Below are 24,307 nucleotides of genomic sequence, written 5' to 3'. Positions count from 1 at the left end.
GCGTTACCCGTCAACCGGGTTTTTCGCCTGCTTTAACCCTTCTTAGTTGAATTCTGGTCCAGACTCGCTGTTGGAGAACAGGGCGCGCGGCGGTCACCGACGAGATGTCCGCCCCCGGATCTAACCTCGAGCCTGTCCCCGACGGTCACGTCTGGCGGTCGGTCGAGAATGCTGGACGGTCATTCAGCCGGGTTTGACATTGCCGGTCCTGGCCCGAACGCCGCCCCGGAATTTCGGTGACAGTGCGCCAATTGAACTGCCAGTTCTTGGTTCCCAACCGAATTAATATGCACGGTCACCGTAATTCTGGCGCGCGGCGCCCGCTCGCGGCCGCAAGCTGCCAACTCAATTTGCAGTAGCTATCCCGGGAACCCACCCGCAGGCGGAGTGTTTCCCCTTCCAACGCCAAGCTTCGCGTTGAAGGACCGCCTCGACATGACGCCCTCGACGGACGGGACTCAGTCGGCGCAGTCCGGCCCGGGAGCCGAGCGGCGTGATGCTGGCACGCGCGAGGCCGGGCCCTTGATGTCGCTCGCGCGCAGCAGCCGCCTCTGGGAGGTTGGCGCCCTTTCCCTTGGGTGGGCCGTCGCCGCGGCCCTGCTGGGCCTCTATTCCCAACGGCTTGTTCTCGACCTTCCGTTGTTCGCCACCGATGAGGGCGCCTATCTCATCCGGGCGCTTCTGAGCGGCGAGATGATCGCACGTCATGCGCCCGAGGTGCCGCGCGTCGACAACACGGTGTTCCTCTGGATCCTGCGGGGGCTGGGCGAACTCACGCCCTCCGTCCTTGAAGCCGCGCGCGTGCTGGGCGCCATGGCCTATTTCGCCGGCCTGCTGGCAGTCTACCGGTCCGTGCGCGCCGAGGTTCCCGGGTCGATACGCCCCTACCTTCTGCTGCTGGTCCTGGTCTTCCCCTACCATCGCTTCGTGTTCACGGCCCTGCCCGAGGGCTGGTACGTCGGCCTGCTGGGGGTGATGATCTTCGTCACGGCGCGCCTCTACCGCGCGCGCCCCCTGGTCCATGCCCTGGTCCTGGGGGCGCTCACCGCCCTCCTGATCCTGATCAAGCCCCATGGCCTGGCCATGGCGGCCTCCTTCATCGCCCTGGCGGTGATGGATTTCCTGCTCTCGCCCCGCGAGAAGATCGCGACCCTGCTCCTGCGGGTGTTGATCTATGGGGTCGCGACGTTCGCCCTGGGCAGCCTCATTCAGGTCGTCGCCGGGCCGCCGCTCGACAACCCGCTGCTGTTTGTCGGCGCCGGCTACAGCCAGGCCCTCTCGGCGTCGATCACCGCGCATACGGCGCTGGGCGGCGCCAAGGCCCTGTTCTGCATGGTATGCGCCTGCGGCCTGCTGGCCGGTCCTCCCATCCTGCTGGGCCTGATCGACATCCATCGCCGATGGCGAGAGGACCGCGAGACCTTCCGCCCCGGTCCCGCGGACCTGGTTTTCCTGTTCACCCTGATCGGTCTGCTGGCCACTGTGGCGATGGTCACCATCTTCGCGATGAAGATCAGCACCCTCGCGGCGACCGAGACCGACCGGCTGTGGGGCCGGTATTTCGAGTTCTTCGTGCCGATCCTCTGGCTCACGGCGGCGCCAGCGATGGTTCGCCCGGGCGCCTTCGACGGTCGGCGGACCCGGGTTGGGCTCGCCGTGGCCGTCTCCCTCAGCCTTGTCGGGCTTGTCGCCTGCCTGCTGGGGGGCGTGATGCTGTTCCCCTGGGACGCGACGGCGATGTCGGCCTTCTACCGGCCTGACCGCGCGCGGTGGCCCCTGGATAACTTCGCCTATCCGGTGTTCGCCCTGGCGGTGCTGGCCTCCCTCATGGCCGCCGGCCTGACCCTCACCCGCCTGGAACTCCAGAAGATCTGGCTTGGCCTGTTCGCGGCCCTGGCCATCCTCTCATCGGCCTTCGATGAGGCCTGGGTGCGGACGATCTTGCCGGACCGCGAGGTGATGGGATTGGAGATCGGCGGCGCGCGGCTGATCGCACGCGAGTCGCCGGGTCCCACGGCGGTGTTCTACAACGACATCAATGCGTCGCGCTGCATCGTGCTCCGTCTCAAGGCGAGCGCTCGGATGGTCATGCTGTCCCCGGGCGAAGTCTTGGATACGTCCCGGTTCGCGCCCTACCAGACGGTCATTGTCCAGGGCGACCATCGCGTCGTCGGTGACGGCTGGACGGTCATTCAGCCGGGTTTGACGCTGCGGGTCCTGGCCCGGACGACGGCGGGCGCGCCGGTCTGACCGACCCGCACTCGGAACCAAAGGCCGCCTCAAACGCCGCCAGGCCGGGGGCGCTGAAGGTCACCAGCCGCGTGCCCTTGCCGCGCCGCGCCCAACCCAGCTCATAGATCCGGGTCAACATCGCCGCCCCCAGCGAGCCGGCCAGATGGCTGCGGCGTTCGCTCCAGTCGAGACAGGCCTTGCAGACCGGACGGCGGCCGCGCGGGAGGCCTTCGGGTTCGACCCCGAAGGCGCACAGGAAACCGGTGTCAGGCCCCAGGCTGAGCGCGCCGCCCCGGTCCTCGATCACCCCACGGGCCAGCAGATTGTCCAGCATCGCCACCGCCAGCTCACCGGCCAGGTGGTCGTAGCAGACTCGGGCGCGGCGCAGGGCGGGCTCCTTGGGACCGGGCCGCGTGCGCAGGTGGCCGGCCCGGGTGGCCAGGCCCATCAGGGTCTCCAGCAGGGCCGCCACCTCCTCGCTGGCCAGGGCGTAATAGACACTGCGTGACTGTCTGACCCTCACCAACAGGCCATCGTCGGTCAGCTTGCCCAGATGCGAACTCGCCGTCGAGGCCGTGATACCGGCCTCCCGGGCCAGTTCGCCGGCCGTCAGCGCCTGACCGCCGACCAGCGCTGTCAACATGTTGGCCCGCGCCGGATCCCCCAGCAGGGCGCCGATCCGGGCGATGTCGGGGCCGAGTTTCATAGGCCCAGCCTAGCCCTCGATGCGCGCGACGACAATTCGATCACGGTCGAAATCTCCCCGCCCTAGGGCGGCCTATGAGAGGGGCCTTATCTACCCTCCGTGGAGACCAACACGTGACGATCACCTGCCACATCCGCTACGTCATCGACCCCTTCCAGCGCGACGCCTTCGAGGCCTATGCGAAGAACTGGCTGACCATCATCCCGGCCTGCGGCGGCGACCTGGTCGGCTACTGGCTGCCGCACGAGGGGACCAATGACGTGGCCCACGCCCTGATATCCTTCCAGAGCCTGGCCGCCTACGAGACCTATCGCGCCCGCCTGCGCACCGACCCGGCCGGGGCCGCCAACTTCGCCCTGGCCCAGCAGCAGCGCTTCATCCTGCACGAGGAGCGCACCTTCCTGACTCCGGTCACCGACGGCTAGGCCTTGCCTGCCAAGGGTTCCGGCTCCATCGTCACCTCCTGGCGAGCCGCGATCAGACGGACGCCAAGGGGAGCAAGAGACCATGTACCTGCCCGACCACGCCCGCCTGACGCCCGACAAGCCGGCCCTGATCTCCGCCGACACCGGGCAGGTGGTGACCTATCGCGAGCTGGACGAGCGGTCCAACCGCGTGGCCCGGCTCCTCCAGGCCCGGGGACTGCGCCGGGGCGACCACATCGCGGTCCTGATGGAGAACAACCTGGCCTTCATGGACCCGGTCTGGGCGGGCTTCCGGTCGGGGCTCTACGTCACCACCATCAACCGCTACCTGCCCCCGGACGAGGCCGCCTACATCATCGGCGACTGCGGGGCCAAGGCCCTGATCACCTCCTACGAGAAGCGCGAGACCGCCCAGGCCCTGGCCGACCTGATCCCCAACTGCCCGATCCGCCTGATGGTGGGCGGGACCATACCCGGCTGGGAGTCCTACGAGGAGGCCCTGGCGTCGGCCTCGCCCGAGCCCTTGGCGGAGGAGTGGATGGGCGACTCCATGCTCTACTCCTCGGGCACCACGGGGCGGCCCAAGGGCATCCTGCGCCCGCTGCCCCAGGCCACGCCGGCCGAGGGCTTCGCCGCCCGCCAGGCGGTCAACCGCTATGGCCTGAGCGCCGACAGCGTCTACCTTTCCCCCGCCCCGCTCTATCACGCCGCCCCGCTGGCCTATGTGATGAGCGTGCAGTCCTTCGGCGGCACGGTGGTGATGATGGAGCGTTTCGACGCCGAGCAAGCCCTTGCCTTGATTGAGAAATACCGCGTCACCCATAGCCAGTGGGTGCCCACCATGTTCGTGCGCATGATGAAGCTGACGCCGGAGGCCCGCGCCCGCCATGACCTCTCCAGCCACAAGGTCGCCATCCACGCCGCCGCCCCCTGCCCGGTGGAGGTGAAGCGCCAGATGATCGAGTGGTGGGGCCCGATCCTTTACGAGTACTACGCCGGCACCGAGGGCTCGGGCTCGACCTTCATCACCTCGGAGGACTGGCTAGAACACCCGGGTTCCGTCGGCCGCGCGGCGCTGGGCGTGCTGCACATCTGCGACGAGAACGGCGAGGAATTGCCGGTGGGCGAGACCGGCCTGGTCTATTTCGAGCGCGACGCCCCGACCTTCGAGTACCACAACGATCCCGCCAAGACCGCCGACGCCCGGCACCCCAAGCACCCCAACTGGAACGCGCTGGGCGACGTCGGCTACCTCGACGCCGACGGCTACCTGTACCTCACCGACCGCAAGTCCTTCATGATCATCTCGGGCGGGGTGAACATCTATCCGCAGGCCATTGAAGACCTGTTGGTGACCCATCCCAAGGTGGCCGACGTGGCGGTGTTCGGCATCCCGCATCCGGAAATGGGCGAGGCGGTGAAGGCGGTGATCGAGCCTGCGCCCGGCCACGCCCCGACCGACGACCTGGCCGAGGAACTGCTGGCCTACGCCAAGGCGAGGCTCGCCAGCTACATGGCCCCGCGCTCCATCGACTTCATCGCCGAGATGCCCCGCCTGCCGACCGGAAAGCTCTACAAGCGCGTGCTGCGCGACGCCTACTGGCAGGACCGCAAGATCTAGACCGCCGACCCCTGGGTCTTGCGCCGTTCGGTGGACGCCAGGAGCTCGGCCCAGATGGCGTCATTGATGGCCTCGTCGCGGCCCTCGACGGCGATCTGCAGGGTGATCAGGGCGCCGCGCAGGCGGCCGTTCTCGGCGGCCAGGGCCGAGAGCCGGAAATCGTCCTCGGCGTGCTCCACCGGCGGCGGGACGTAGGCCGCGCCCTTGGCCAGCAGGGTGCGGAACGCCCGGTTCTCCATCACCAGGTGGTGGGCGGCGCTATCCCAGCTCTCGGCTGCGAGGCCCATCAGCATGGCCGACAGCCCCAGGGCGCTGGCGCGATCGACCGGGTTCACATTGGGCGCGGCGTTGGCGGCGACCTTGCCGGCCAGATCGACGAGAACGGCGGGTACTGACGGGATCATAGCCGCCCCATGACTTGCAGCGCCGCCCGGTCCTGAGCGTTGGTCATGGCCCAGGCGGGGTAGACCATGATGGGGTCGCGGTTGCCGCCGTCCAGCCAGGCCCGGGCGCTGGAAACCCAGATCGCCTGGCCCTTCACGCAGTTGAACAAGGTCCACCAGTGCAAGGCGGCGGGGTCGGCCACCAGACCGCTGGCTCGCTCCCAGATGACGATGGCCTCGGCGTCCGGGACAAGGCCGCCGGCCAGGCCGCGGCCGAAGCTCCAGATGGGATTGAGGCTCCAGCCCAGGTCCTCCAGCGGGTCCCCCAGATGCGCCATCTCCCAGTCCAGGACGCCGTGGATCTGCCCTTCCGTGTCATAGAGGAAATTGCCGGTGCGGTAGTCGCCGTGCACCACGCCGACCTTCTGGGCCGGCGGCGGCGGGTTGGCGCGCAGCCAGCGGATGGCCGCCCGGATGATCGGCAGGGGCTCGGCCTCGTCGTCGTTCAGGACCTCTTCCCAGTAGGTCAGTTCACGGCGCCAGCAGTCCCCCGCCGCGACCGCGGGCATGACGTTGGCCAGACCATTGGCCACCGGATCGGCCTTGGCGATCTCGCCGAGGATGGTCCACTTGCGCTCGGCGAGTTTGGCGTGAGTCCCGAGATAGGGCTCGGCCCACAGCAGGCCCGGACCGGCCTGGAACCCCGCGATCTCCTCGGCGATGAAGAAGGGGTGGTCCAGCGGACCGTCGCCCTCCTCCAGCCACAGCATCTCGGGCGCCGGAACGCTCGTCCCGTGGAAGGCGCGATACGCCTCGAACTCGATGCGGCGCTCGGTGTCGATCAGGCTGGCAGGCGGATCACGGCGCAGGATCAGCTTGCGCTCGCGGGCCTCGCCGCCCTCATTCCAGGAGCCCACGAAGCGATAGGTCTCCCGCGACGCGCCGCCGGAGATGCGCGCCAGGTCGCGGACGGCCACCCCGGTGGCCTGCGGCATCTGGAGGGCGATATAGGCCGCGAGGCGGGGTTCAAGGGGATGGCTCACTGGGCGCTCGACGGGCCTTGAGCGACCGTGGACTGGGAAAACGTGATGTCGGCTGCGCTCATCTGCACCTGGTCGCTTGTCGACCCTACGTAAGCTTACGCGAGGTCAGCAATCGACGCTCTCCCTTGTCTTGTTATCTTTGTTCACTTGATACTGCCCTGACACGCGCGGCGGCAATACCGACAACGAAAACACGCGCGCCGGAGGATACCCCGATGCTCACCAAGGCCGATGATTTCCCGATCCATCAGACCCCCGACCCCATCGCCTATTCGGGCACCGACCGGAATTTCTACGATCGCTACTTCTTCAACGGCTACCAGCCGGACGGGACCGAGTTCTTCGCCGTCGCCTTCGGGGTCTATCCCAACCTCAACATCGCAGACGCCCACTTCGCCGTAGTGCGGGACGGGGTGGAGCACTGCCTCCACGTCAGCCGGGTATTGAACAGCGAGCGGATGGAGCTGTCCTGCGGGCCGATCACCATCGAGGTGCTGGAGCCCCTGCAGAAGCTGAAGGTGACCGTCGCGGCTTCGGAGGGGATCTCAGCCGAACTCGTCTTCGAGGGCCGCACCTTTCCCATCGAGGAGCCGCGCTTCACCCGCCGCAACGGACCGCGCGCCTTCATGGACTATACCCGCCTGACCCAGAACGTACGCTGCACCGGCTGGATCGAGGTGGACGGCAAGCGCGTCACCCTGGCGGCGGGCAGCGTCGGGACGCGGGATCGCTCCTGGGGTATCCGGCCGATCGGGGCGCCCGATCCGCAGCCCGCCGTGCCCCAGACCATCACCGGCTTCTTCTGGCAGTGGACCCCGCTGAACTTCGCCGACCGCAGCGTCTTCTTCCACGTCAACGCTGACTCGGACGGCACGCCGTGGAACACCCGGGCGGTCATCCTGCCAGATGGGGCGGGAGAGGGCGGCGGCTATCACAGCGAGCACGCCAGGATCGACGACGTCTCGATGATCCCGGGCACCCGCCACGCCCAGGGCGGCACCCTCAACATCCCGCTCGCCCAGGGTGCGGCCAGTGTGAAGTTCGAGCCTTTCCTGACCTTCCTGATGCGCGGCATCGGCTACGGGCATCCGGAGTGGCGGCATGGCGGGTACAAGGGTGAGCTCGCCATCGCGCGCGAGGACATCGATCTCGGCGCCGCCAACCTAGCCAGCCCCGAGAACTGGCACATCCAGGCGCTCAGCCGCGTCACCTTCTCGACCCCCGGCGAAGACCCGATCAAGGGCATGGGCGTGTTCGAGCAGCTGATCGCGGGGCCTTACCGGCCCTACGGGCTCTAGCCTTTACACACCGCCCGGAATCCCGCCGCCGCGTAGGCGATCATGCGCGGGGTGACGGCGGCGATGTCCTCCGAGCGACAGAGGCCGCCCGAGAGGGTGTCGATGCGCCCGGTCTCGGCCAGCGTCAGGGTCAGGCTGCCCGACAGCATGTGATAGGACCAGAACAGGTCCTCTTCCCGCGCATAGGGCAGGGCCCGGCGCACCACGCGGATCAGGCGGTGGATGACCGGGTCGAAGTAGCGGGTCATGGTCTCGCCGCCCCAGACGGGGGTGTTATTGACCACGCCGATCAGGGCGAAATAGGCGCGCCATTCCGGACCGGCGTTGGCGCAGCGCTCCAGCACCGGATTGAGGAAGGCCGCCACCGCGCCCTCGACGGTGATGTCGTCGCCGGCCTCGGCCTCATAGCGGTCCATGGCCTCCATGCGGTCCTTGTTGAGCACCTCGGCGCGGCGCAGGAAGACGGCGTCGAACAGGCCCTTCTTGGAGTCGAAATAGTAGTGCAGCAGGGCGGTATCGACCTTGGCCTTCTTGGCCACGGCCCGCAGGGTGACGCCGTCGAAGCCGTGACGGGAGAACTCGGCCTCGGCCACGTCCAGGATGCGCTCGCTGGTCTCGAAGCTCTTCTGGGCGCGGGTCCTGCCGGCGGCCTTGGACTGTAACGCTGTCGCCATACGGCCTTCCTCAACGGTTCGCCCCTTGAGTATGGCGCGCCGCGCCTCAGTCTCAAAGGTGATCCCCGACCGTGACGCGCGTCACTCGCATGTCAATGTTCATTCAACGCTGAGTGATTGACTTCGACGCCGGACCGGCGTGCTCTTGCCCCATATCAGGAGCCCGCCATGACCGACGCCGCGATGAGAACCTGGACCAGCGCCGACGGTCTGACCCTGTTTGCGCGGGACTATGCGCCCGCGGACGGCCCGGCCCGGACGCCTGTGGTCTGCCTGCATGGCCTTACGCGCAACTCCCGGGATTTCGAGGTGGTGGCGCCTCGCATCGCCGCCTCGGGCCGCCGCGTCCTGGCGCTGGACGTGCGCGGCCGCGGGCGCTCGGCCTGGGACGCCAACCCGCTGAACTACAACCCCGCCGTCTACGCAGGCGACGTCATCGGCTTGCTGGAGCAAAGCGGGATCAGTCGCACCCATTTCGTCGGCACCTCCATGGGCGGGCTGATCACCCTGACCCTCTCGGCCATGCGCCCCGATCTCATCGCCGGGGTGGTGCTCAACGACGTGGGGCCCGAGGTGGGCGCGGCGGGCCTAGCGCGGATCGCGGGCTATGTCGGCGGCGCGCCGCAGGTGGCGAGTTGGGCCGACGCCGCCGCCTACGCCAAGGCCGTCAATGGTGAGGCCCTGCCGGGCCTGACCGACGTCGACTGGGACCGCTTCGCCCGCCGGGTGTTCCGCGAGACCGACAAGGGGCTCGCCCTCGACTATGATCCCGCCATCTCCGACGTCTTCAAGGTCGCTCCCACCGCCGCGCCAGCCGCCGCCGCGCCGGACCTCTGGCCGCTGTTCACGGCCATGGCGACGGGCAGGCCCCTGCTGCTGGTGCGCGGCGCCGACTCCGACATTCTGGAGGATGCGGTCGCCGACCGGATGGGGGCGCTGCTGCCGCATATGGTGCGTGTCGACATCGCCGGCGTTGGGCACGCGCCGACCCTGGAGGAGCCTCAGGCAAAGGCCGCCCTGGACACCTATTTCGCCGGCGCGGCCTAACGTTCACCGAAGATTCTGTGGCGCGCTTGCATCGGTCGCAAAGCGTCTGATCTCAAATTCACTCCACGATGAATGAATAATTGACGCTCCCCCTCGGGGAGGCCACGGTCACGCTCAATGAGGCGCCTGTCCGGGCGCCATGGGAGGGACCTATGCGAACCAATTGGAAGCTCGCGCTCGCCGCGAGCGCGGCCTGGAGCGTTTTCGCCGGCCAGGGCTATGCCCAGACCACCACCCCCGGTGAAGTCGAAGAGCTGGTGGTCACCGCCCGCCGCGTCGAGGAAAACCTGCAGACCACCCCGGTCGCCATCTCGGCCTTCACCGCCGAGACCCTGCAGCGGCAGGGCGCCACGGCGATCACCGACCTGCAAGGCGCCGTGCCGAACCTGAACCTCGTCCAGGGCCGCGCCTCGTCGAATTCGACCAACATCTACATCCGCGGCATCGGCCAGCCCGACGCTCTGCAGACCTTCGACCCCGCGGTCGGCGTCTATGTTGACGACGTCTATTACAGCCGTATCCGCGGCACCCAGTTCGACCTGCTGGACCTGGCCCGCGTCGAGGTTCTGCGCGGCCCGCAGGGCACGCTCTATGGCAAGAACACCATCGGCGGCGCCCTGAAGCTGGTGAGCCGCCAGCCCGACCAGACCGTCCGTTCGCAAAGCTCCGTCAGCGTCGGCAGCTACGACCTGTTCGAAGCCAAGGTCGCGTTGTCGGGCCCGGTGAGCGACACCCTGGCCCTCGGCTTCGCGGCCATGGGCTCGGCGCGCGGCGGCTACGTCACCGATCCGGTGAACGGCGCCGAGTACAACGACAAGAACACCTTCTCCAGCCGGGTCGCCCTGGCCTGGACCCCCAATGAGCGGCTCAGCGTCAACGCCTCGGCCGACTACACCAAGGACAAGTCCGGCCTCAGCGTCGGCCAGGCTCAGAACAGCCTGACCTCGGCGTTTGGTCCCGTGCTCTATCCCGTGCCCCTGGCCATCCCGGAGTTCAACTTCAGCACCACCACCACGCCGGGCCTGCCCAATGAGACCCGTTTCGAGCACTGGGGGACCGCCGTCACGGTCGCCTACGACCTGACTGACACCCTGTCGCTGAAGTCGATCACCGCCTATCGCAATCTCGACAGCGACGACTATATCGACTTCGACGCCACGGCCCTGCAGCTGACCGACGCCCTGGTGGCGGTCGACCAGGACCAGGTGAGCGAGGAGCTGCAGCTGGCCTACAACAACGGCCCCTGGCAGGTGATCGGCGGCGTCTACTATCTGAGGGAGACCGTGAAGTCCCATCAGGCCGCCTTCGCCAACGCCTATACCGCGCCCTTCAGCTTCCTCCGCACCGTGGACGACGACCTGAAGACCACCAGCTGGGCCGCCTACGCCAACGCCAGCTACGCGCTCACCGAGCAGCTGCGGCTGTCGGCCGGTGTCCGCTACACCAACGAAGAGAAGAAGTACGCCCGCACCACCTCGACCTTCTCGAACCTGGGCGCATTGAACGGGACCTTCGCCTTCAAGGCTGAGGAGACCTGGGACGACGTCTCGCCGATGGTCAGCCTCGACTACCAGGCCACCGAAGATGTGTTCTTCTACGGACGCGTTTCCAAGGGCTTCAAGTCGGGCGGCTTCAACGGCCGCGCCAATGCGCCCGGCGAAGAGCAGCCCTATGCCCCCGAAACCGCCATCTCCTATGAGGGCGGCGTGAAGACCCAGCTGTTCGACAACCGCGCCCGGGCCAACTTCACGATCTTCTACAACGACTACCAGGACTTCCAGGCCCGTGTCGGCCACTCGGTCACTTCGCCCACCCAGCCCATCCCGGCCATCGACTTCACCGTGCTGAACGCCGGCCAATTGAAGATCTACGGGGCTGAACTGGAACTGGCGGCCAACCCGATCGCAGGCCTCAGCCTGAACGCCGAGCTCGGCTACCTGAACGCTGAGTACGGTGAGTTCTCCGAGCAGCGTGCCGCCGTCGCCCCGGCGACGGGCTTCACCACCCTGGATCGCTCCTGGCAGACCCCGGCCTTCTCGCCGGAATGGACGGGTCGGGTGGCCGGCCGTTACGAGTGGGATCTCGGCGACACCGGCTTCGTCAGCATCGGCGCCCAGGCCCGGTACCGTTCGGAGATGGCTCTGGCGATCGACAACGCCAACCTGACCACGCGGGCCCGTTTCCCCGGCATCTTCCAGCCGAGCTACTGGCTCTATGACGCCCAGATCGTCTGGGAGAGCTCGCAGCGGCGCGTCTCGGCCGGCCTCTACGGCAAGAACCTGGCCGATGAGGTCTACAAGACCGACGCTCAGGAATTCTCCTCGGTGGGCGGCATCCGCACCGCCTATTTCGGCGCCCCGCGCACCGTCATGGCCACGGTGACCCTGAAGTACTAGGGGCCCCTCAGCCCAGAACGACAAAGGCCCGGGCGTCGCCCGGGCCTTTCTTGTGTCTGGATGAGGTGATTCAGCGCGTAACGACGTCGCGCTTCATGGGGGCCAGCTTGGCGAGCAGCTGGTTCTGGTGTCGGTAGGCGACGCCTTCCTTGTCCATGGCCAACTGCATGTGCTCGACCAGGAGGTTGAACTCCGCGGTGTTGATCCCCTGGTCCTTGTGGGTCGTCTTCATGTCGCGGCCGGTATAGTCCACCGGCGCCCCCAGCAAATGGGCCACCTGCTCCTTCAGGGTGCGACGCAGGCGCTCCATGTCGGTGGCGCGGAAGATGTCCGTCAGCCTCGGGTCGGCCACGCTGCGGTCCAGGGTGTCGTCAACGATACGAGCCACGCCCTCGCGGCCGTTGAAGGCCGCCAGCATCTGCTCGCCCGTGAACGGGGTCGCTCCGGCGTTGGCGTTGGACTGGGTGTAGGGATCGACCGGCTTTTCCTCGGCGAAGGCCGGGGCGGCGGCGCCCAGGGCCGCGGCGAACATCAGAGTGCGGAGGTTCGACATCAGAAGCCTGCCTGGATGGAAAGGTACAGACCGCGCTGGTCCTTGAAGGTGGCGATGGTCCCGAGATCGGCATAGGCCGCGGTGACCGAGAGGTTCTTGCTGAAGGCGTAGGCGGCGAAGATGTCGACCCAGTCATCCTCCTTCAGCCCCGCCAGGTTGTCGGGCTTGCTACGGTATTCCGCCCCGATCAGCAGCCGCTTGGAGACCAGGTAGCCGGCCGAGCCCTCGAACTGCAGCTCGTAGTCGTCGTTCTTGTTCCCGCCGAAGCCCAGCAGGCCGGTCTGGTTGGCCTTGGTGGCGCGGAGGGTTCCGTCCAGCACCAGGCTCTGGTTCAGCAGCACCTTGGTGGCGGCCACATAGTAGTCGACGCCGGAGTCGTCCTTGCCGCCGATGGCCGTGATGACGGCGTCCTTGTCGTTCTTCTTCCACTGGACGCCGAGCGCGACCTGCGGGACCCAGCTGTCCTGGGCGTAGACGGCGTCGCCGAGGACGCGAACCTTCACGCCGACGATGTCCTGGTTGAAGGTGAAGCCCTGGCCCAGGCCGAGCTTGCTCCCGGTGTCTCCGGTGTCGAAGGACTGGCGGGTGTAGGAGATCTCGACGCGATCACGGAAGCCGACCGCCACGCCGCCGGCGCGAAACTGGTAGTCGGGCAACTGCACCAGGGTGGCGTGGGCGTTGGCGCCCACCTCGTCCACGGTCTCATAGCCGGTGATGGTCGCCCAGGTCGCCAAACCGCCGCCGCCCGCGCCTTCGAGGCTGGTGACGCCGCCGGTCAGCAGCAGCTTGCCGCTGGTCTCGCGATCCCTAGCCTGGGCGAGAGTCGCCGTCATCGCCAGGGTCAAGGCGAGCAAGACCGCCTGCGTTTTGCCTGTCATCCGACCGATCCTCCTCGGCGGCGCCCCCCTGCGGGTCTGCCCAATTCCTTGAGGAAAGCATGATCGAAACCTGTTGATGGAAGGTTCGCCCATCCTGTTAACCGCGCGGCCACGAGAGCAGGCGATGCTGCTGGCATGCGCGCAATCATCCTGGCGGCCGTGGCCGCACTGACCCTCGCCTCCCAGGCCGAGGCCGGCGATCTCTCGGTCGAGGTCCGCAACGCGGCGGGACATCCGGTGAAGGACGCCGTGGTGACGCTGAAGCCGCTGGGCGGCGGCGCGGCAGGCGCGCCGATCAAGTTCACCTGGCCCTATTCGGTGGCCCAGCAGAACATCAGCTTCAACCCCTTCGTCCTCATCGTACCGACGGGCAGCAACGTGACCTTCCCCAACAAGGACAAGGTGCGCCACCACGTCTATTCCTTCTCGCCCACCAAGAAGTTCGAACTGAAGCTGTATGGCCGCGACGAGAGCCGCAGCGTGGTGTTCGACAAGGCCGGCGTCGTGGCCCTGGGCTGCAACATCCACGACCAGATGATCGCCTATGTGGTGGTGGTGGACACCGCCTACGCCGCCAAGACCGGCGCCGACGGGGTGGCCCTGATCCGCAATGCGCCGGCTGGAAACGCGGCCATGACCGTCTGGCAGCCCTATATGAAGACCGCCCGGAACCAGGTCGCGAAGACGATCTCTGTCCCGGCCGCCGGCGGGCGGCGGGAGGTCAAGGTCGACCTGCGCCCCGCCCCAGGCGCGATGAACATGATCCACTAGACGGGCGCGTTCAGCCGTAGGTGCGTCTGCGCGCTTCGTCGTCGCGCATGAAGACCAGCAGCTCATTGAGCGGCTGGGCGGCGCTGGAGATCGCCGAGAATACCGCCACCGAGATCAGGATCAGGGTCATGCCGAACAGGGCGGCGTAGAGCAGGGTCAGCTTGGTTCGCAGGAACTTGAACATCCCCAGGCGGCGCAGCACGGAGTCCACCTGAGCGGCCCCCGGCCACGCCAAGGGCGTCCGTCACCGGCTAGCCGGACGGAGGCTTCAGGCTGACCGCCAGGTCGCCAGCCCAGCCCGGGCCAGCCGCCAGCAGCGCGAGGAGGAGGGCCGGGAGTAGGCGCATGGCTTAGCCATAAATTCAGGGGTGTGAAGCGCAGGTAAAGCGCAGCTCGACTCGCCCGCGGCCACGCGAAGGGTTGCACAAGGGGCGCCCGGCTTGGCACACTGGCGCCATTGACGTCCTCTCCGGCGTGCTTTGCGCCATTTTTGAAAGCTACGACTTTGACCCTTTCAGCCCCGGCGGCATATTCGGCCGCCGCCAGCAGCCCCATGGCTTCGGTGGACGCCCTGATCGAGGGCCTGGCCGGCGTCGGCTATATCGCCTCGCGCCGCATCGCCACCGCCCTGTACATGGCCGTGCACCTGCAGAAGCCCATCCTGGTGGAAGGCTCCGCCGGGGTAGGCAAGACCGAACTGGCGCTGTCCACCGCCGCCCTGCTCGGCCTGCCGCTGATCCGCATGCAGTGCTATGAGGGCCTGGACGAGTCCAAGGCCCTGTACGAGTGGAAGTACGGCAAGCAGCTGCTCTACACCCAGATCCTCAAGGACCGCATGGGTGCCCAGCTGGCCGAGGCCGGCGGCAGCATGGACGAGGCCATGGACCGCCTGCACGGCATTGGCGACCTGTTCTTCTCCGAGCCCTTCCTGGAGCCGCGCCCCCTGATGAAGGCGTTGCGGGAAGACGACGGCTGCGTCCTGCTGATCGACGAGATCGACAAGTCCGACGAGGCCTTCGAGGCCTTCCTGCTGGAGGTGCTCTCGGCCTACCAGGTCTCGATCCCCGAGCTCGGCGTCCTGAAGGCCAAGACCCCGCCGATCGTCTTCCTGACCTCCAACAATGTGCGCGACCTGGGCGACGCCCTGAAGCGCCGCTGCCTGCACCTGCACATCCCGCTGCCCGACGCCGCCCTGGAGCGGAAGATCGTCGCCAGCCGTGTGCCCGGCATCGAGGCCAAGCTGACCCATGAGCTGGTGAGCTTCGTGCAATCCCTGCGCACGCTGGACCTTCGCAAGTCGCCCTCGATCTCCGAGACCGTGGACTGGGCCCGCGCGCTCATCCTGCTCAACGCCGAGAGCCTGGACGGCGAGGTCGTGCGTGACAGTCTCAACGTGCTGCTCAAGTTCGAGCAGGACATCGCCGCCGTGGAGCCGCAGATCGTCGAGCTGATCCGCCGGCCCCTGGCCTGAGGGTCCCGCCATGCAAGGCGCGATGGAAGACTTCCTCCGGGCCCTGCGGGCCGCGGACGTCAAGGTCTCGCCCGTCGAGGCGATCGACGCGCACCTGACGGTGGCCACGGTGGGCTTCGCCGACCGCGAGCTGTTCAAGGACGCCCTGTGCGCGACCCTGGCCAAGACCGCCGCCGAGGTCACCCGGTTCGACGAGACCTTCGAGACCTTCTTCGCCCGCGAGACCTTCCAGCTCGAACCGCCCCCGCCGCCTGGTGAGGACGGCGAACCCGAGGGCATGCCGCCGGAGGTCGAGGCCTCCGAGCTGGCCCAGATGCTGCTGAACGGCGACGTCTCGGCCCTGGCCCAGGCCATGGAGGCCGCCGCCGAGCGGGCCCAGGTCTCGTCGATCCGGCTGTCCACCCAGCGCAGCCGCCTGACCCGGCGGATGATGGAGGAGATGGGCCTGTCGGAGATCGAGCAGATCATCGCCGCGGCCAAGAAGCTGGAGGACGCCCGCAGCCAGGCCCTGGTCGCGCGGCTGGAGTCGGGCAAGAAGGCGCTCACCGAAGAGGCCCAGCGCTTCGTCGACCGCCAGCACGAACTCTATGCCGCCGAAAGCGGCAAGAACCTCCGCGAGGAGCTGCTGGCCCGCAAGGCGCTGAACGCCGAGGGCGGCATCGATCCGGCCGACCTGGTGATGATGCAGGCCCTGGTGAAGAAGATGGCCAAGCGTCTGGCCGACCGCTACTCGCGCCGGCGCAGCAAGGCCCAGCTCGGCCACCTGGATGTGCGCCGCACCCTGCGCAAGTCCATGGCCTATGGCGGCATGCCCTTCGACATCATCTGGAAGACCAAGAAGGTCGAGAAGCCGAACATCGTGGCCATCTGCGACGTCTCGAAATCCGTCGCCGCCGCGGCCCAGTTCCTGCTGACCTTCCTCTACAGCCTCAATGAGGTGGTGGACCGCATGGACGCCTTCGCCTTCTCCGGCCGGATGATCAGCGTCAACGACCTGATGGACGACAACAAGGTCGAGACCGCCATCCTCGAAGTGCTGAAGAAGATCGGCTTCCAGCAGACCGACTACGGCAAGAGCCTGGAAGACTTCTGCGACCTGCACCTGGACCAGATCGACCGCCACACCACGGTGATCTTCCTGGGCGACGCGCGGTCAAACTATGCCGACCCGCGCATCGACCTGTTCGCCACGATCCAGAAGCGCTGCCGGGCGATGATCTGGCTGAACCCCGAGCCCGAAAGCTACTGGGGCCAGGGCGACAGCGTCATGCACCGCTACGAACGCTTCTGCCACGTGGCCAAGCCCTGCAATACGCTAGGCCAGCTGGAGCGGATCATCGAGGACGTGCTGCGGACCTACATCCCGCACTAGCGAGCTAGTAGCCGTTCAATCCGACGGTTCCGGCCGGATAGTCGCGGCCGGTGCGGATCATGCCGTCATTGTAATAGACGGGCCGACCGGCCGCCGTGTAGCGGCTGACGGCGGAGGCCCTGGCGCGGCGATGGTGGCGGCGCGACGCCGGCCGGTAGCGGTCCTGCTGATAAGCGTCCTGGTCGCCATAGGCGCCCTGACCGTTGTCTCGATAGCCGTAGCCGCCGCCGGGGGCCGCGCCGCGCCCGTCATAGGCCTGGCCGCGATCGTGGCGCGAGCCCTGACGGTCGTCGTAGCGGTTGTGCTGGCGATCGTCGTGGCGGCTCTCCTGAGGAGCGTGGCTGTCGTCCCGGTCGTCATACTGCGAGGTCGCGTGGGCATACGACTGGGCCAGGGCCGGGGCGGCGCTCGCCAGGGCCAACAGGGTCGTGGTGATCAGCAGGCTGCGCATGGCGGATCTCGGTCAGTAGCGGCGGGGGATTGGGATGACGCAGGCCTGGCGGGCTGTGTTGGGCACGCGCCCACGCGGGCAAGGCGCGCAGCCGCCCGGTGAGCGGCTGTCATGGATCAGCTTCGGCCCTCGGGTCGCGCAGTCACCGCTCGGCTCGCCTATCGCGATGTTGAAGGGCGGTGGCTTGGCGGCCGGGATCGCGGCGACCGGCGGGGGCGCGACCGCCGGCTTGGCATAGGCCGTCGCCGAGGGCTTGGCGGCGTGAAGCGGTACGGCGGCGAGGGGCTTGGCGGCCACGGGCGGCTGCGCGGACGCCGCTCCAGGGCCAGCAATGGCGGTGCGAACGCCGCCCACCGTCTGATAGATCGTAGGCGTCTGGGCAGGCGCGACATGAGGGGCCACCGCGGGCGCCACGCACTTGCCGGCCGCGGTCTTAGTCTGGCCGGGCGGGCACCAGGGCACGGCGGGGGGGGGCGATGGCGCCACGGCGGGCGGCGCCACGGACGATTGGGCGACGGCGGTCTGGCTTGCCAGCAACAGGGCGACGCCTAGGAGCGCTGTGATGGATCGATACATGCGCCAGCCTCCTTCCAGCCTCGCCGTACAGTCATTCGGACGGCGCGCGCGGTCAAGCTGGGGGAGCCTTAGGTGTCTGGTCCCGATGTGTGGGGGCTCAGTTTAGCTGAGTGCTCACACCGGGAGGAGCCAGGGGCGACACGCGGGCGAGGGCCTCGGCGTCGCCGTGGATCTCGAACCCTGGCTTCAATGCTTGTTCCGTCACGGCGGCGCCCTCTGTGTCAGGGGCGATATAGGTGTGGGACGCCGGCTGCCAAGCTTGCGGGCGTGCGCTGGAGTTTTCCTCCCCTGTGCAGCGTAGCGGAACGGGGGAGGAAAGAGAGCCCGTCGTCGGATCAGGCGGGTTCGGTGACCGCTTCGCGGAACTCGTCGGCGGGGACGAAGGCGGCGCCGTCTTCGTCCAGCACCCAGACGCCGATGAGGGCGGGGTGGTCGGGATCGAGGTCTTCGTCGAGCAGGTCGCCGTCATAGAGCGCGACATTGCTGTAGTCGAAGTCGAGGGAGAGCTGGCTGGCGAGGCCCAGCATTTCGTCGGCCATGCGGCGCGAATAGCCCACGGCTTCGGCCTCGGCGGTGAAGTCGTCGGTCAGCGTGTTCATCTCGGCCGCGTCGCTGCCTTGGGCCGCGCTGGTGGTGACGATGGTGTAGGCGGGCATGGCTGATCTTTCGTGGTTTGGCCTCTCCCTAACGCGTTCATCGCGCGGCGAGGGCCTTATTTTGAAAAAACATTCGAGTGTAGGGCCACGCGGCCTGGCGCACGCCAGGGTCAGTCGGCGCCGCCCCGGTGGTCTCGCTTGGTGGCGCGGTAGGTTTTCGCACGCGCGGCGAGGCGGCCGCGTTCGGTGGCCTTGGCGATGCGGTCGGCCTTCTGCTCCACCGCCGCCAGCTCAAGACCCAGCTTCTGGAAGTTCGCCCAGCGGGCCGGGTCCAGCGCCCCGCTGGCCAGGGCGGCCTGGATCGCGCAGCCCGGTTCGTGGCTGTGGCCGCAGTCGTTGAAACGGCAGTCTCCGGCAAGCTGCTCGATGTCCTCGAAGGCCTCGCTCATGCCGTCCTCGGCGTCGATCAGACCCACCTCCCGGATGCCCGGCGTGTCGAGCAGCAGGGCGCCGCCCGGCAGCAGGACCAGCTGCCGATGGCTGGTGGTGTGGCGGCCCTGGTCGTCGGCCTCGCGAATCGCCGCGATGGTCATGCGGTCCTGCCCCAGGAAGGCGTTGACCAGGGTGGACTTGCCAACGCCGGACGAACCGATCAGCACGCAGACCTCGCCAGGCGCGACCTGGGCCAGCAGGGCCTCGAGACCCACGCCGTCTCGGGCCGAGACCAGCAGCACCGGGGCGCCGGCCGCCAGGGCGACGATCTCCGCGGCCTGGCCCTGCGGATCGTCGGACAGGTCGGACTTGGTGAGCACCACCACCGGCCGGGCACCGCTCTGCCAGGCGGCGGCGAGATAGCGCTCGATCCGGCGTGGATTGAGGTCGGCGTTCATCGAGCTGACGACGAAGACCACATCAATATTGGCGGCGATGACCTGCAGCTTGCCCAGGCTGTCGGCGGCCCGCCGCGTGAGCACCGTGCGACGGGGCAGGACCGCCTCGATAGTCGCCGCGCCCTCGGCCGGGTTCAGCGCCAGCGCCACCCAGTCGCCGACCGATGGCGGCTCAGCCTCCTGGGCCTCGTGGTGCAGGCGGCCCGACAGGTTGGCCCGCAGCTCGCCCTGGTCGGTCGCCACCAGATAGCCGTCGCGGTGCTGGGCGACGACGCGCGCCGGGGTGTGGCCGGCCTGGGCCTGGGGCGCGAAGGCCAGGGCCAGGCGGTTGGACCATCCATACTGCGCGATCACGCTTTCAGACATCAGACGCATCTAGCGCCTTTCGGTGGGGATGGGCGCCCTTTCCTCCCCTGTGGCGCGGAGCGGACCGGGGGAGGAAAGCAAGTTCAGGGTCGCGGGGTCAGGCTGGCCGGAGAAGTATCTGGTGAGGGTGGTGTGGAAAGGCGTGGGGTCGCTGGCGGCCTGGGCGAAGAGGGTCATGGAGGAGCGGAACTTCAGGTCATCCGGGGCGCCGAAGATCTGGCGGGCGGTGCGGCCCTGGATGGCGGTCGCCAGGGCCGTGCAGTCCAGCAGGCGCGGCCCCAGCACCGGGTGGGCGAGATAGGCGCGGGCCTCCTCCAGGCCGTGGATCGCGAAGTGCGCCGCCGTGGCGCTGCGGCCCAGGCCCGCGAGCTGCGGGAAGACGAACCACATCCAGTGGGTCTGCTTGGCGCCCGCCGCCAGTTCGGCGCGGACGGCGTCGATCACCGGGGCCTGGGCCTCGACGAAGCGGGCGAGATCGGACGAAATTTCCATGGGGTTGGCCTCACATCGGGCGACGTTAACAATCGACAAGCGGGCCAACCTCGGGTTTGTTGCAGCGCCCTCGTTTCGAGGGCCAAGACGAATTTGATCAGGGACGAATTTTCATATGGCTCGAATGTTGCCCGAACCCACGCCGGAGACCCGGCATTTCTGGGAGGGTTGCAAGGACGGCGAACTGCGTCTGCAGCGCTGCACCGAATGCACCCACAGCTATTTCCCGCCCCGCCCGTTCTGCCCCAAGTGCGGATCGCGCGATGTCGAGGTCTATGCCGCCAGCGGCAAGGGCTTCCTCTACTCCTACGTCATCAACCACCGTCCGCGCCCCGACATGGGCACGGAGCCGCACTCCATCGCGGTGGTGGAGCTGGATGAAGGTCCTCGTCTGATGACCAACATCGTGGGCTGTCCGCAGACGCCGGAAGCCCTGCAGCTGGACATGAAGGTCCAGGTGAAGTTCGAGAAGCAGACCGACGACATTTCCCTTCCCCTGTTCGAACCGGCGAAGGGCTGAGAACGCATATGAAACCGAAATCAGTCGCGGTCGTCGGGGCCGCAGAGACCACCAAGATGGGCAAGATTCCGGACGTTTCCGTCCTGGGTCTGCACGCCGACGCCGCCCTCAACGCTATGAAGGACGCGGGGCTGAAGCCCTCGGACATCGACGGCGTCGCCACCGCCGGGGTCAGCCCCGTCGAACTGGCCCAGTATCTGGGCATCACGCCCACCTATGCCGACGGCACCAGCGTCGGCGGCTGCTCCTTCATGCTGCACGTCCGCCACGCGGCGGCCGCCATCAATGCGGGCCTGGCCAAGACCATCCTGATCACCCACGGGGAATCGGGCCGTTCGCGCGTCGGCGCCGGCGGCTTTGGCCGTAACGCCACCTCGCTGATGGGCCAGTTCGAAATGCCCTACGGCGTCACCAGCCCGCCCACCATGTTCACGATCCCGGTGCTTCGCTACATGAAGACCTACGGCGTGACCGAGGAGGACCTGGCCACGGTGTCGGTGATCCAGCGGGAGTGGGCGGCCCTGAACCCGCGCGCCTCGTTCAAGGACCCGATCACCGTCGACGACGTGCTGAACTCGCCGATGATCGCCTGGCCTTTCCGGATGTTGATGTGCTGCCTGGTCACCGACGGTGGCGGGGCCCTGATCATCACCAGCGCGGACCGGGCCAAGGACTTCCCCAACAAGCCGGTCTATGTGCTGGGCACCGGGGAGAGCGTCGAGACCCCGATGGTCAGTCAGATGGAGGACTTCAACTCCTCCAAGGCGTTCCGCGTCTCGGGCAAGAAGGCCTTCGAGGAAGCCGGCATCAAGCACGCCGACGTCGATCACCTGATGATCTACGACGCCTTCGCCCACCTGCCGCTGTACGGCCTGGAGGACCTGGGCTTCGTGAAGCCCGGCGAGGCCAAGGACTTCGTGCGTGAGCGCAACACCGCGATCGGCGGCAAGCTGCCCATGAACACCAACGGCGGCGGCCTGTCTTACATGCACTCGGGCATGTACGGGATGTACGCCCTGATGGAGAGCGTGCGTCAGATGCGCGGCACCGCGGCGGCCCAGGTTGACGGCGCCAAGATCAGCGTCTGCCAGGGCGTGGGCGGCATGTTCGCCGCGGCCGGCACGGTGATCTTCGGCAACGAAGCGTAGAGCTTAATCAACGACTTACCGCACTCCATGCTGCGCAGCATGGAGTGCAGCAATTTCGCCCTCTCCGGGAGACCGGGGAGGGCGTTTTGCTGCGGGAATACTGCGCAGCATTTTTTGCCTTTCCTCCCCTGTGAAGCGAAGCGGAACGGGGGAGGAAAGGAGACGCCCAAATCTACCCAGGGTCGCTGGCTGCAAGCCCTGCCTGTGGGGCGCCCTGTCGCACCCCTTGGAAGGTCTTCTTAACCCTCTCTGGTCACAGTGAATCGTCGCACTTGACGGCGAAACGCAAGAGATGACCGGGCCTTAGGGAAGCACCCAAGCCCGGTTCGAAGGACAGAATGGGTCTCAGCCCCGACTCTCGCGCCCGGTTCAACCTCGAGCGGGCCTCCGTGCTCATCCTCGAGGAATCGACCATGGGCATGAGCATCCTGGTGCAGATCCTCACCGGCTTCGGCGCCAAGGTGCTGCACCGGGCCGAGAACGTTGAGGAAGCCCAGGGGCTGGTGGCCAAGGTCGAGCTGGACCTGGTGGTGGCCGATGCGCTGGGCCCCGGCGGCGAAGGCTATGACTTCGTGAGCTGGCTGCGCCGCTCGCGCATCGAACCCAACTGCTACGCGCCGGTGCTGCTGACTGCGGGACATACCCCGGGCGGCGCCGTGCAGAAGGCCCGCGACTGCGGCGCCCACTTCGTGATGACCAAGCCGCTCACCCCCATCGCCGTGCTGGAGCGCGTGCTGTGGATCGCCCGCGAGGGCCGGCGGTTCGTGGAGTGCGACAGCTATATGGGCCCTGACCGACGCTTCAAGAACGAGGGCGTGCCGGCCGGCCAGGTGGGACGGCGGCGCGACGACCTGGTCGGCGATGTCGGCGAGGCCAGCGAGCCCAACATGGAACAGGACAGCATCGACGGCATGCTGAAGACACGACGGGTGACCCTTTGAGCGCGGTAAAGATCCATGTTCCGGTGGTGCGGCTGGCCAAGCTGCTGCGCACGCCCGGCGGGCTTCCCGTCGCCGACGCGGTCAAGCGGGCCGGGGCGGGGCTGGAGAGCCTGCGCGCCGAGTGCCTGGACGAACTGCGGGTGACCCTGGACCAGGCCGAGCTGTGCGCGGGCCGCGCCAACGGTGAGTACGACCCCGCCGTCGCCGAGGAGCTCTACGCCATCGCCAGCGCCGCCATCGGTGTGCCCACGGCCTGTGGCCTGGCGCCCATCGACACCGCCCTGGTCAGCCTGGCCGACCTCACCGACTATCTGAAGACCCGCAAGACCTGGGACCCCAACGCCGTGGCCGTGCACCTGCGGGCCTTCCGCCTGCTGCTGCACACCGAGGCGGGCAAGGACAGCAACGGCACCAAGGCGATCCTCGAGGGCCTGCGCCGGGTCAGCCAGCGCTACGCCAAGCCCGAGGCTCCGAGCGCCGCGGCCGGCTAAGGGCTTTACGTGTCCGGCCCCAGGCGCTTCACTGGGGGCATGACCGAAAACAGTATCCGTGAACGCTCCCGCCGCACCCTGGAGAGCGCCCGATCCAATTATCAGGCCGACCCCTCCCTCCCCAACACCGTCTGGTGCGGCCGGGTGCTGGGGTTCCGCTATCAGATCGAAGAGGCGATCGCGGTGTTCAGCGAGGGCCTGGAGCGGTTCCCCGACTCCTTCGAACTCCTGCGCCAGCGCGGCCACCGCTATCTGTCGACCCGGCGCTTCGCCGAGGGGCTGGCCGACCTGGCCCGCGCCGCCGAGCTGCTGGAGGGCAAGCCCGAATGGATCGAGCCGGACGGCAAGGACAACGAGCTGCCGGTGCCCCCCACCAGCATCCAGTTCAACACCTGGTATCATCTGGCCCTGGCCCATTACCTGCTGGGCGACTGGGACGCCGCCGAGGCCGCCTATCGCCGCTGCCTGGACTGGGTGCGGGCCGATGATCACGACGGGCTGACCGCCTGCAACGACTGGCTCTACATGACCCTGCGGCGCCGGGGCGACGAGGCCGCCGCCGCGCAGGTGCTGGCCTCGATCCCGCACGGCCTGCCCGATGAGGCCTTCGTCGAGGGCCCCTCCTATTATCGCCGCCTGCGGATGTACCGGGGCGAATTCGAGCCGCAGGATCTGCTGACCCCCGACCTCGGCTCCCAGGTGATCCACGACCTGGAGACCCTGTACGCCACCCAGGGCTACGGGGTGGGCAACTGGTATCTCTACAATGGCCAGGCCGACCTCGCCCGCGAGGTATTCGAGCAGATCCTGCAGGGCCGCAGCCGCTTCGCCTTCGGCTACATCGCCGCCGAACGCGACCTGCGTGAGATGACGGGCGGGTAGGGCGCGCGGGCGACAGGCCGCCAGGTTTCCATCGGGCCGGAACACCCGTCAGCCTGCGACGTCGCAAGCGAGCGCTCGTCAGGC

General features: G+C 67.9%; 26 protein-coding genes. 14 read left to right on the top strand and 12 right to left on the bottom strand.

Annotated elements, in window-relative coordinates; translation table 11 throughout:
• Window positions 1-525 precede the first annotated feature (525 nt).
• On the top strand, window positions 526-2,250 hold the full coding sequence (locus Q8N10_RS15335) for a hypothetical protein (RefSeq protein WP_305663953.1): 1,725 nt from the start codon (window positions 526-528) through the stop codon (window positions 2,248-2,250).
• Here the strand turns inward: Q8N10_RS15335 and Q8N10_RS15330 are convergent.
• Complete coding sequence (locus tag Q8N10_RS15330; protein WP_304781167.1) at window positions 2,189-2,938, bottom strand: helix-turn-helix transcriptional regulator; 750 nt, start codon at window positions 2,936-2,938, stop codon at window positions 2,189-2,191. The genes Q8N10_RS15335 and Q8N10_RS15330 overlap by 62 nt on opposite strands.
• 113 nt (window positions 2,939-3,051) lie before the next feature.
• On the opposite strand from Q8N10_RS15330, the gene Q8N10_RS15325 reads away from it, so the two are divergent.
• Complete coding sequence (locus tag Q8N10_RS15325; protein ID WP_304781165.1) at window positions 3,052-3,363, top strand: NIPSNAP family protein; 312 nt, start codon at window positions 3,052-3,054, stop codon at window positions 3,361-3,363.
• A gap of 82 nt (window positions 3,364-3,445) precedes the next feature.
• Entirely contained in the window at window positions 3,446-4,984 is a 1,539-nt protein-coding gene (locus Q8N10_RS15320) for an acyl-CoA synthetase (RefSeq protein ID WP_304781163.1), read from the top strand.
• Here the strand turns inward: Q8N10_RS15320 and Q8N10_RS15315 are convergent.
• Window positions 4,981-5,388 carry a hypothetical protein gene (locus Q8N10_RS15315; protein ID WP_304781160.1) on the bottom strand — a complete coding sequence of 136 codons (408 nt, stop codon included), beginning with the start codon at window positions 5,386-5,388 and terminating at the stop codon, window positions 4,981-4,983. The two genes, Q8N10_RS15320 and Q8N10_RS15315, sit on opposite strands and share 4 nt — an antisense overlap.
• Window positions 5,385-6,410 (bottom strand): phosphotransferase family protein, encoded by a 1,026-nt coding sequence (locus Q8N10_RS15310; RefSeq protein WP_304781157.1) that lies wholly within the window; start codon window positions 6,408-6,410, stop codon window positions 5,385-5,387. The genes Q8N10_RS15315 and Q8N10_RS15310 overlap by 4 nt, the downstream gene beginning before the upstream one ends.
• Before the next feature lie 215 nt (window positions 6,411-6,625).
• Between Q8N10_RS15310 and Q8N10_RS15305 the strand changes: the two genes are divergently transcribed.
• Entirely contained in the window at window positions 6,626-7,708 is a 1,083-nt protein-coding gene (locus Q8N10_RS15305; protein WP_304781154.1) for a hypothetical protein, read from the top strand.
• Here the strand turns inward: Q8N10_RS15305 and Q8N10_RS15300 are convergent.
• Window positions 7,705-8,382: a TetR/AcrR family transcriptional regulator gene (locus tag Q8N10_RS15300; RefSeq protein WP_304781151.1), complete on the bottom strand. Its 678-nt coding sequence runs from the start codon at window positions 8,380-8,382 to the stop codon at window positions 7,705-7,707. The two genes, Q8N10_RS15305 and Q8N10_RS15300, sit on opposite strands and share 4 nt — an antisense overlap.
• Window positions 8,383-8,550: 168 nt before the next feature.
• Here Q8N10_RS15300 and Q8N10_RS15295 point away from each other — a divergent pair, with 168 nt between their 5' ends.
• Window positions 8,551-9,429, top strand: coding sequence for an alpha/beta fold hydrolase (locus Q8N10_RS15295; RefSeq protein WP_304781149.1), 879 nt, complete (start codon window positions 8,551-8,553; stop codon window positions 9,427-9,429).
• A 152-nt stretch (window positions 9,430-9,581) separates the two neighbouring features.
• Entirely contained in the window at window positions 9,582-11,825 is a 2,244-nt protein-coding gene (locus tag Q8N10_RS15290) for a TonB-dependent receptor (protein WP_304781146.1), read from the top strand.
• Window positions 11,826-11,895: 70 nt separating this feature from the next.
• Here Q8N10_RS15290 and Q8N10_RS15285 read toward each other — a convergent pair whose 3' ends face one another.
• Window positions 11,896-12,378: a group 1 truncated hemoglobin gene (locus Q8N10_RS15285; protein ID WP_304781143.1), complete on the bottom strand. Its 483-nt coding sequence runs from the start codon at window positions 12,376-12,378 to the stop codon at window positions 11,896-11,898.
• Entirely contained in the window at window positions 12,378-13,256 is an 879-nt protein-coding gene (locus tag Q8N10_RS15280; RefSeq protein ID WP_304781141.1) for a DUF3034 family protein, read from the bottom strand. Before Q8N10_RS15280 ends, Q8N10_RS15285 begins: the two co-directional genes overlap by 1 nt.
• Window positions 13,257-13,391: 135 nt before the next feature.
• Here Q8N10_RS15280 and Q8N10_RS15275 point away from each other — a divergent pair, with 135 nt between their 5' ends.
• Entirely contained in the window at window positions 13,392-14,027 is a 636-nt protein-coding gene (locus tag Q8N10_RS15275; protein WP_304781138.1) for a methylamine utilization protein, read from the top strand.
• A gap of 10 nt (window positions 14,028-14,037) precedes the next feature.
• Here the strand turns inward: Q8N10_RS15275 and Q8N10_RS15270 are convergent, their stop codons facing one another.
• Complete coding sequence (locus tag Q8N10_RS15270) at window positions 14,038-14,262, bottom strand: hypothetical protein (RefSeq protein WP_304781135.1); 225 nt, start codon at window positions 14,260-14,262, stop codon at window positions 14,038-14,040.
• A 270-nt stretch (window positions 14,263-14,532) separates the two neighbouring features.
• Here Q8N10_RS15270 and Q8N10_RS15265 point away from each other — a divergent pair, with 270 nt between their 5' ends.
• Both Q8N10_RS15265 and Q8N10_RS15260 read left to right on the top strand, forming a co-directional pair.
• A complete protein-coding gene (locus Q8N10_RS15265) occupies window positions 14,533-15,498 on the top strand; it encodes a MoxR family ATPase (RefSeq protein ID WP_304781132.1) in 966 nt (321 codons plus the stop codon).
• Between the two features lie 10 nt (window positions 15,499-15,508).
• Window positions 15,509-16,870 carry a VWA domain-containing protein gene (locus Q8N10_RS15260; protein ID WP_304781129.1) on the top strand — a complete coding sequence of 454 codons (1,362 nt, stop codon included), beginning with the start codon at window positions 15,509-15,511 and terminating at the stop codon, window positions 16,868-16,870.
• A gap of 4 nt (window positions 16,871-16,874) precedes the next feature.
• Here Q8N10_RS15260 and Q8N10_RS15255 read toward each other — a convergent pair whose 3' ends face one another.
• From Q8N10_RS15255 to Q8N10_RS15235, 5 genes are all read right to left on the bottom strand, one after another.
• Window positions 16,875-17,321 carry a hypothetical protein gene (locus tag Q8N10_RS15255; protein WP_304781127.1) on the bottom strand — a complete coding sequence of 149 codons (447 nt, stop codon included), beginning with the start codon at window positions 17,319-17,321 and terminating at the stop codon, window positions 16,875-16,877.
• A 12-nt stretch (window positions 17,322-17,333) separates the two neighbouring features.
• Window positions 17,334-17,897 (bottom strand): hypothetical protein, encoded by a 564-nt coding sequence (locus Q8N10_RS15250; RefSeq protein ID WP_304781125.1) that lies wholly within the window; start codon window positions 17,895-17,897, stop codon window positions 17,334-17,336.
• A 335-nt stretch (window positions 17,898-18,232) separates the two neighbouring features.
• Complete coding sequence (locus tag Q8N10_RS15245; protein ID WP_304781124.1) at window positions 18,233-18,553, bottom strand: hypothetical protein; 321 nt, start codon at window positions 18,551-18,553, stop codon at window positions 18,233-18,235.
• Window positions 18,554-18,663: 110 nt separating this feature from the next.
• The gene (rsgA, locus tag Q8N10_RS15240; RefSeq protein WP_304781123.1) at window positions 18,664-19,749 is read right to left on the bottom strand and encodes a ribosome small subunit-dependent GTPase A; all 1,086 of its coding nucleotides are present in this window, start codon (window positions 19,747-19,749) and stop codon (window positions 18,664-18,666) included.
• 9 nt (window positions 19,750-19,758) lie between these two features.
• A complete protein-coding gene (locus Q8N10_RS15235; protein ID WP_304781121.1) occupies window positions 19,759-20,241 on the bottom strand; it encodes a DUF1810 domain-containing protein in 483 nt (160 codons plus the stop codon).
• Window positions 20,242-20,365: 124 nt separating this feature from the next.
• On the opposite strand from Q8N10_RS15235, the gene Q8N10_RS15230 reads away from it, so the two are divergent.
• From Q8N10_RS15230 to Q8N10_RS15210, 5 genes are all read left to right on the top strand, one after another.
• On the top strand, window positions 20,366-20,761 hold the full coding sequence (locus Q8N10_RS15230; RefSeq protein ID WP_215342494.1) for a Zn-ribbon domain-containing OB-fold protein: 396 nt from the start codon (window positions 20,366-20,368) through the stop codon (window positions 20,759-20,761).
• An 8-nt stretch (window positions 20,762-20,769) separates the two neighbouring features.
• Entirely contained in the window at window positions 20,770-21,909 is a 1,140-nt protein-coding gene (locus Q8N10_RS15225; protein WP_304781119.1) for a hypothetical protein, read from the top strand.
• Between the two features lie 338 nt (window positions 21,910-22,247).
• Window positions 22,248-22,850 (top strand): response regulator, encoded by a 603-nt coding sequence (locus tag Q8N10_RS15220; protein ID WP_304781118.1) that lies wholly within the window; start codon window positions 22,248-22,250, stop codon window positions 22,848-22,850.
• Complete coding sequence (locus Q8N10_RS15215) at window positions 22,847-23,341, top strand: hypothetical protein (RefSeq protein ID WP_304700222.1); 495 nt, start codon at window positions 22,847-22,849, stop codon at window positions 23,339-23,341. Before Q8N10_RS15220 ends, Q8N10_RS15215 begins: the two co-directional genes overlap by 4 nt.
• A 39-nt stretch (window positions 23,342-23,380) precedes the next feature.
• A complete protein-coding gene (locus Q8N10_RS15210) occupies window positions 23,381-24,223 on the top strand; it encodes a tetratricopeptide repeat protein (protein ID WP_304781116.1) in 843 nt (280 codons plus the stop codon).
• Window positions 24,224-24,307 lie beyond the last annotated feature (84 nt).

It is taken from the genome of Phenylobacterium sp., from assembly GCF_030693625.1.
Lineage (GTDB): Bacteria > Pseudomonadota > Alphaproteobacteria > Caulobacterales > Caulobacteraceae > Phenylobacterium > Phenylobacterium ferrooxidans.
Note: the sequence above shows the minus strand (reverse complement) of the source record. Positions and strands in the feature narration are given on the sequence as shown.

Coding starts and splice junctions, on each gene's coding strand:
- Q8N10_RS15335 (WP_305663953.1), top strand. CDS start 526: ATGTCGCTCGCGCGCAGCAGCCGCCTCTGGGAGGTTGGCGCCCTTTCC.
- Q8N10_RS15330 (WP_304781167.1), bottom strand. CDS start 2,938: ATGAAACTCGGCCCCGACATCGCCCGGATCGGCGCCCTGCTGGGGGAT.
- Q8N10_RS15320 (WP_304781163.1), top strand. CDS start 3,446: ATGTACCTGCCCGACCACGCCCGCCTGACGCCCGACAAGCCGGCCCTG.
- Q8N10_RS15315 (WP_304781160.1), bottom strand. CDS start 5,388: ATGATCCCGTCAGTACCCGCCGTTCTCGTCGATCTGGCCGGCAAGGTC.
- Q8N10_RS15305 (WP_304781154.1), top strand. CDS start 6,626: ATGCTCACCAAGGCCGATGATTTCCCGATCCATCAGACCCCCGACCCC.
- Q8N10_RS15300 (WP_304781151.1), bottom strand. CDS start 8,382: ATGGCGACAGCGTTACAGTCCAAGGCCGCCGGCAGGACCCGCGCCCAG.
- Q8N10_RS15295 (WP_304781149.1), top strand. CDS start 8,551: ATGACCGACGCCGCGATGAGAACCTGGACCAGCGCCGACGGTCTGACC.
- Q8N10_RS15290 (WP_304781146.1), top strand. CDS start 9,582: ATGCGAACCAATTGGAAGCTCGCGCTCGCCGCGAGCGCGGCCTGGAGC.
- Q8N10_RS15285 (WP_304781143.1), bottom strand. CDS start 12,378: ATGTCGAACCTCCGCACTCTGATGTTCGCCGCGGCCCTGGGCGCCGCC.
- Q8N10_RS15280 (WP_304781141.1), bottom strand. CDS start 13,256: ATGACAGGCAAAACGCAGGCGGTCTTGCTCGCCTTGACCCTGGCGATG.
- Q8N10_RS15275 (WP_304781138.1), top strand. CDS start 13,392: ATGCGCGCAATCATCCTGGCGGCCGTGGCCGCACTGACCCTCGCCTCC.
- Q8N10_RS15260 (WP_304781129.1), top strand. CDS start 15,509: ATGCAAGGCGCGATGGAAGACTTCCTCCGGGCCCTGCGGGCCGCGGAC.
- Q8N10_RS15255 (WP_304781127.1), bottom strand. CDS start 17,321: ATGCGCAGCCTGCTGATCACCACGACCCTGTTGGCCCTGGCGAGCGCC.
- Q8N10_RS15250 (WP_304781125.1), bottom strand. CDS start 17,897: ATGTATCGATCCATCACAGCGCTCCTAGGCGTCGCCCTGTTGCTGGCA.
- Q8N10_RS15245 (WP_304781124.1), bottom strand. CDS start 18,553: ATGCCCGCCTACACCATCGTCACCACCAGCGCGGCCCAAGGCAGCGAC.
- rsgA (WP_304781123.1), bottom strand. CDS start 19,749: ATGTCTGAAAGCGTGATCGCGCAGTATGGATGGTCCAACCGCCTGGCC.
- Q8N10_RS15235 (WP_304781121.1), bottom strand. CDS start 20,241: ATGGAAATTTCGTCCGATCTCGCCCGCTTCGTCGAGGCCCAGGCCCCG.
- Q8N10_RS15230 (WP_215342494.1), top strand. CDS start 20,366: ATGTTGCCCGAACCCACGCCGGAGACCCGGCATTTCTGGGAGGGTTGC.
- Q8N10_RS15225 (WP_304781119.1), top strand. CDS start 20,770: ATGAAACCGAAATCAGTCGCGGTCGTCGGGGCCGCAGAGACCACCAAG.
- Q8N10_RS15220 (WP_304781118.1), top strand. CDS start 22,248: ATGGGTCTCAGCCCCGACTCTCGCGCCCGGTTCAACCTCGAGCGGGCC.
- Q8N10_RS15210 (WP_304781116.1), top strand. CDS start 23,381: ATGACCGAAAACAGTATCCGTGAACGCTCCCGCCGCACCCTGGAGAGC.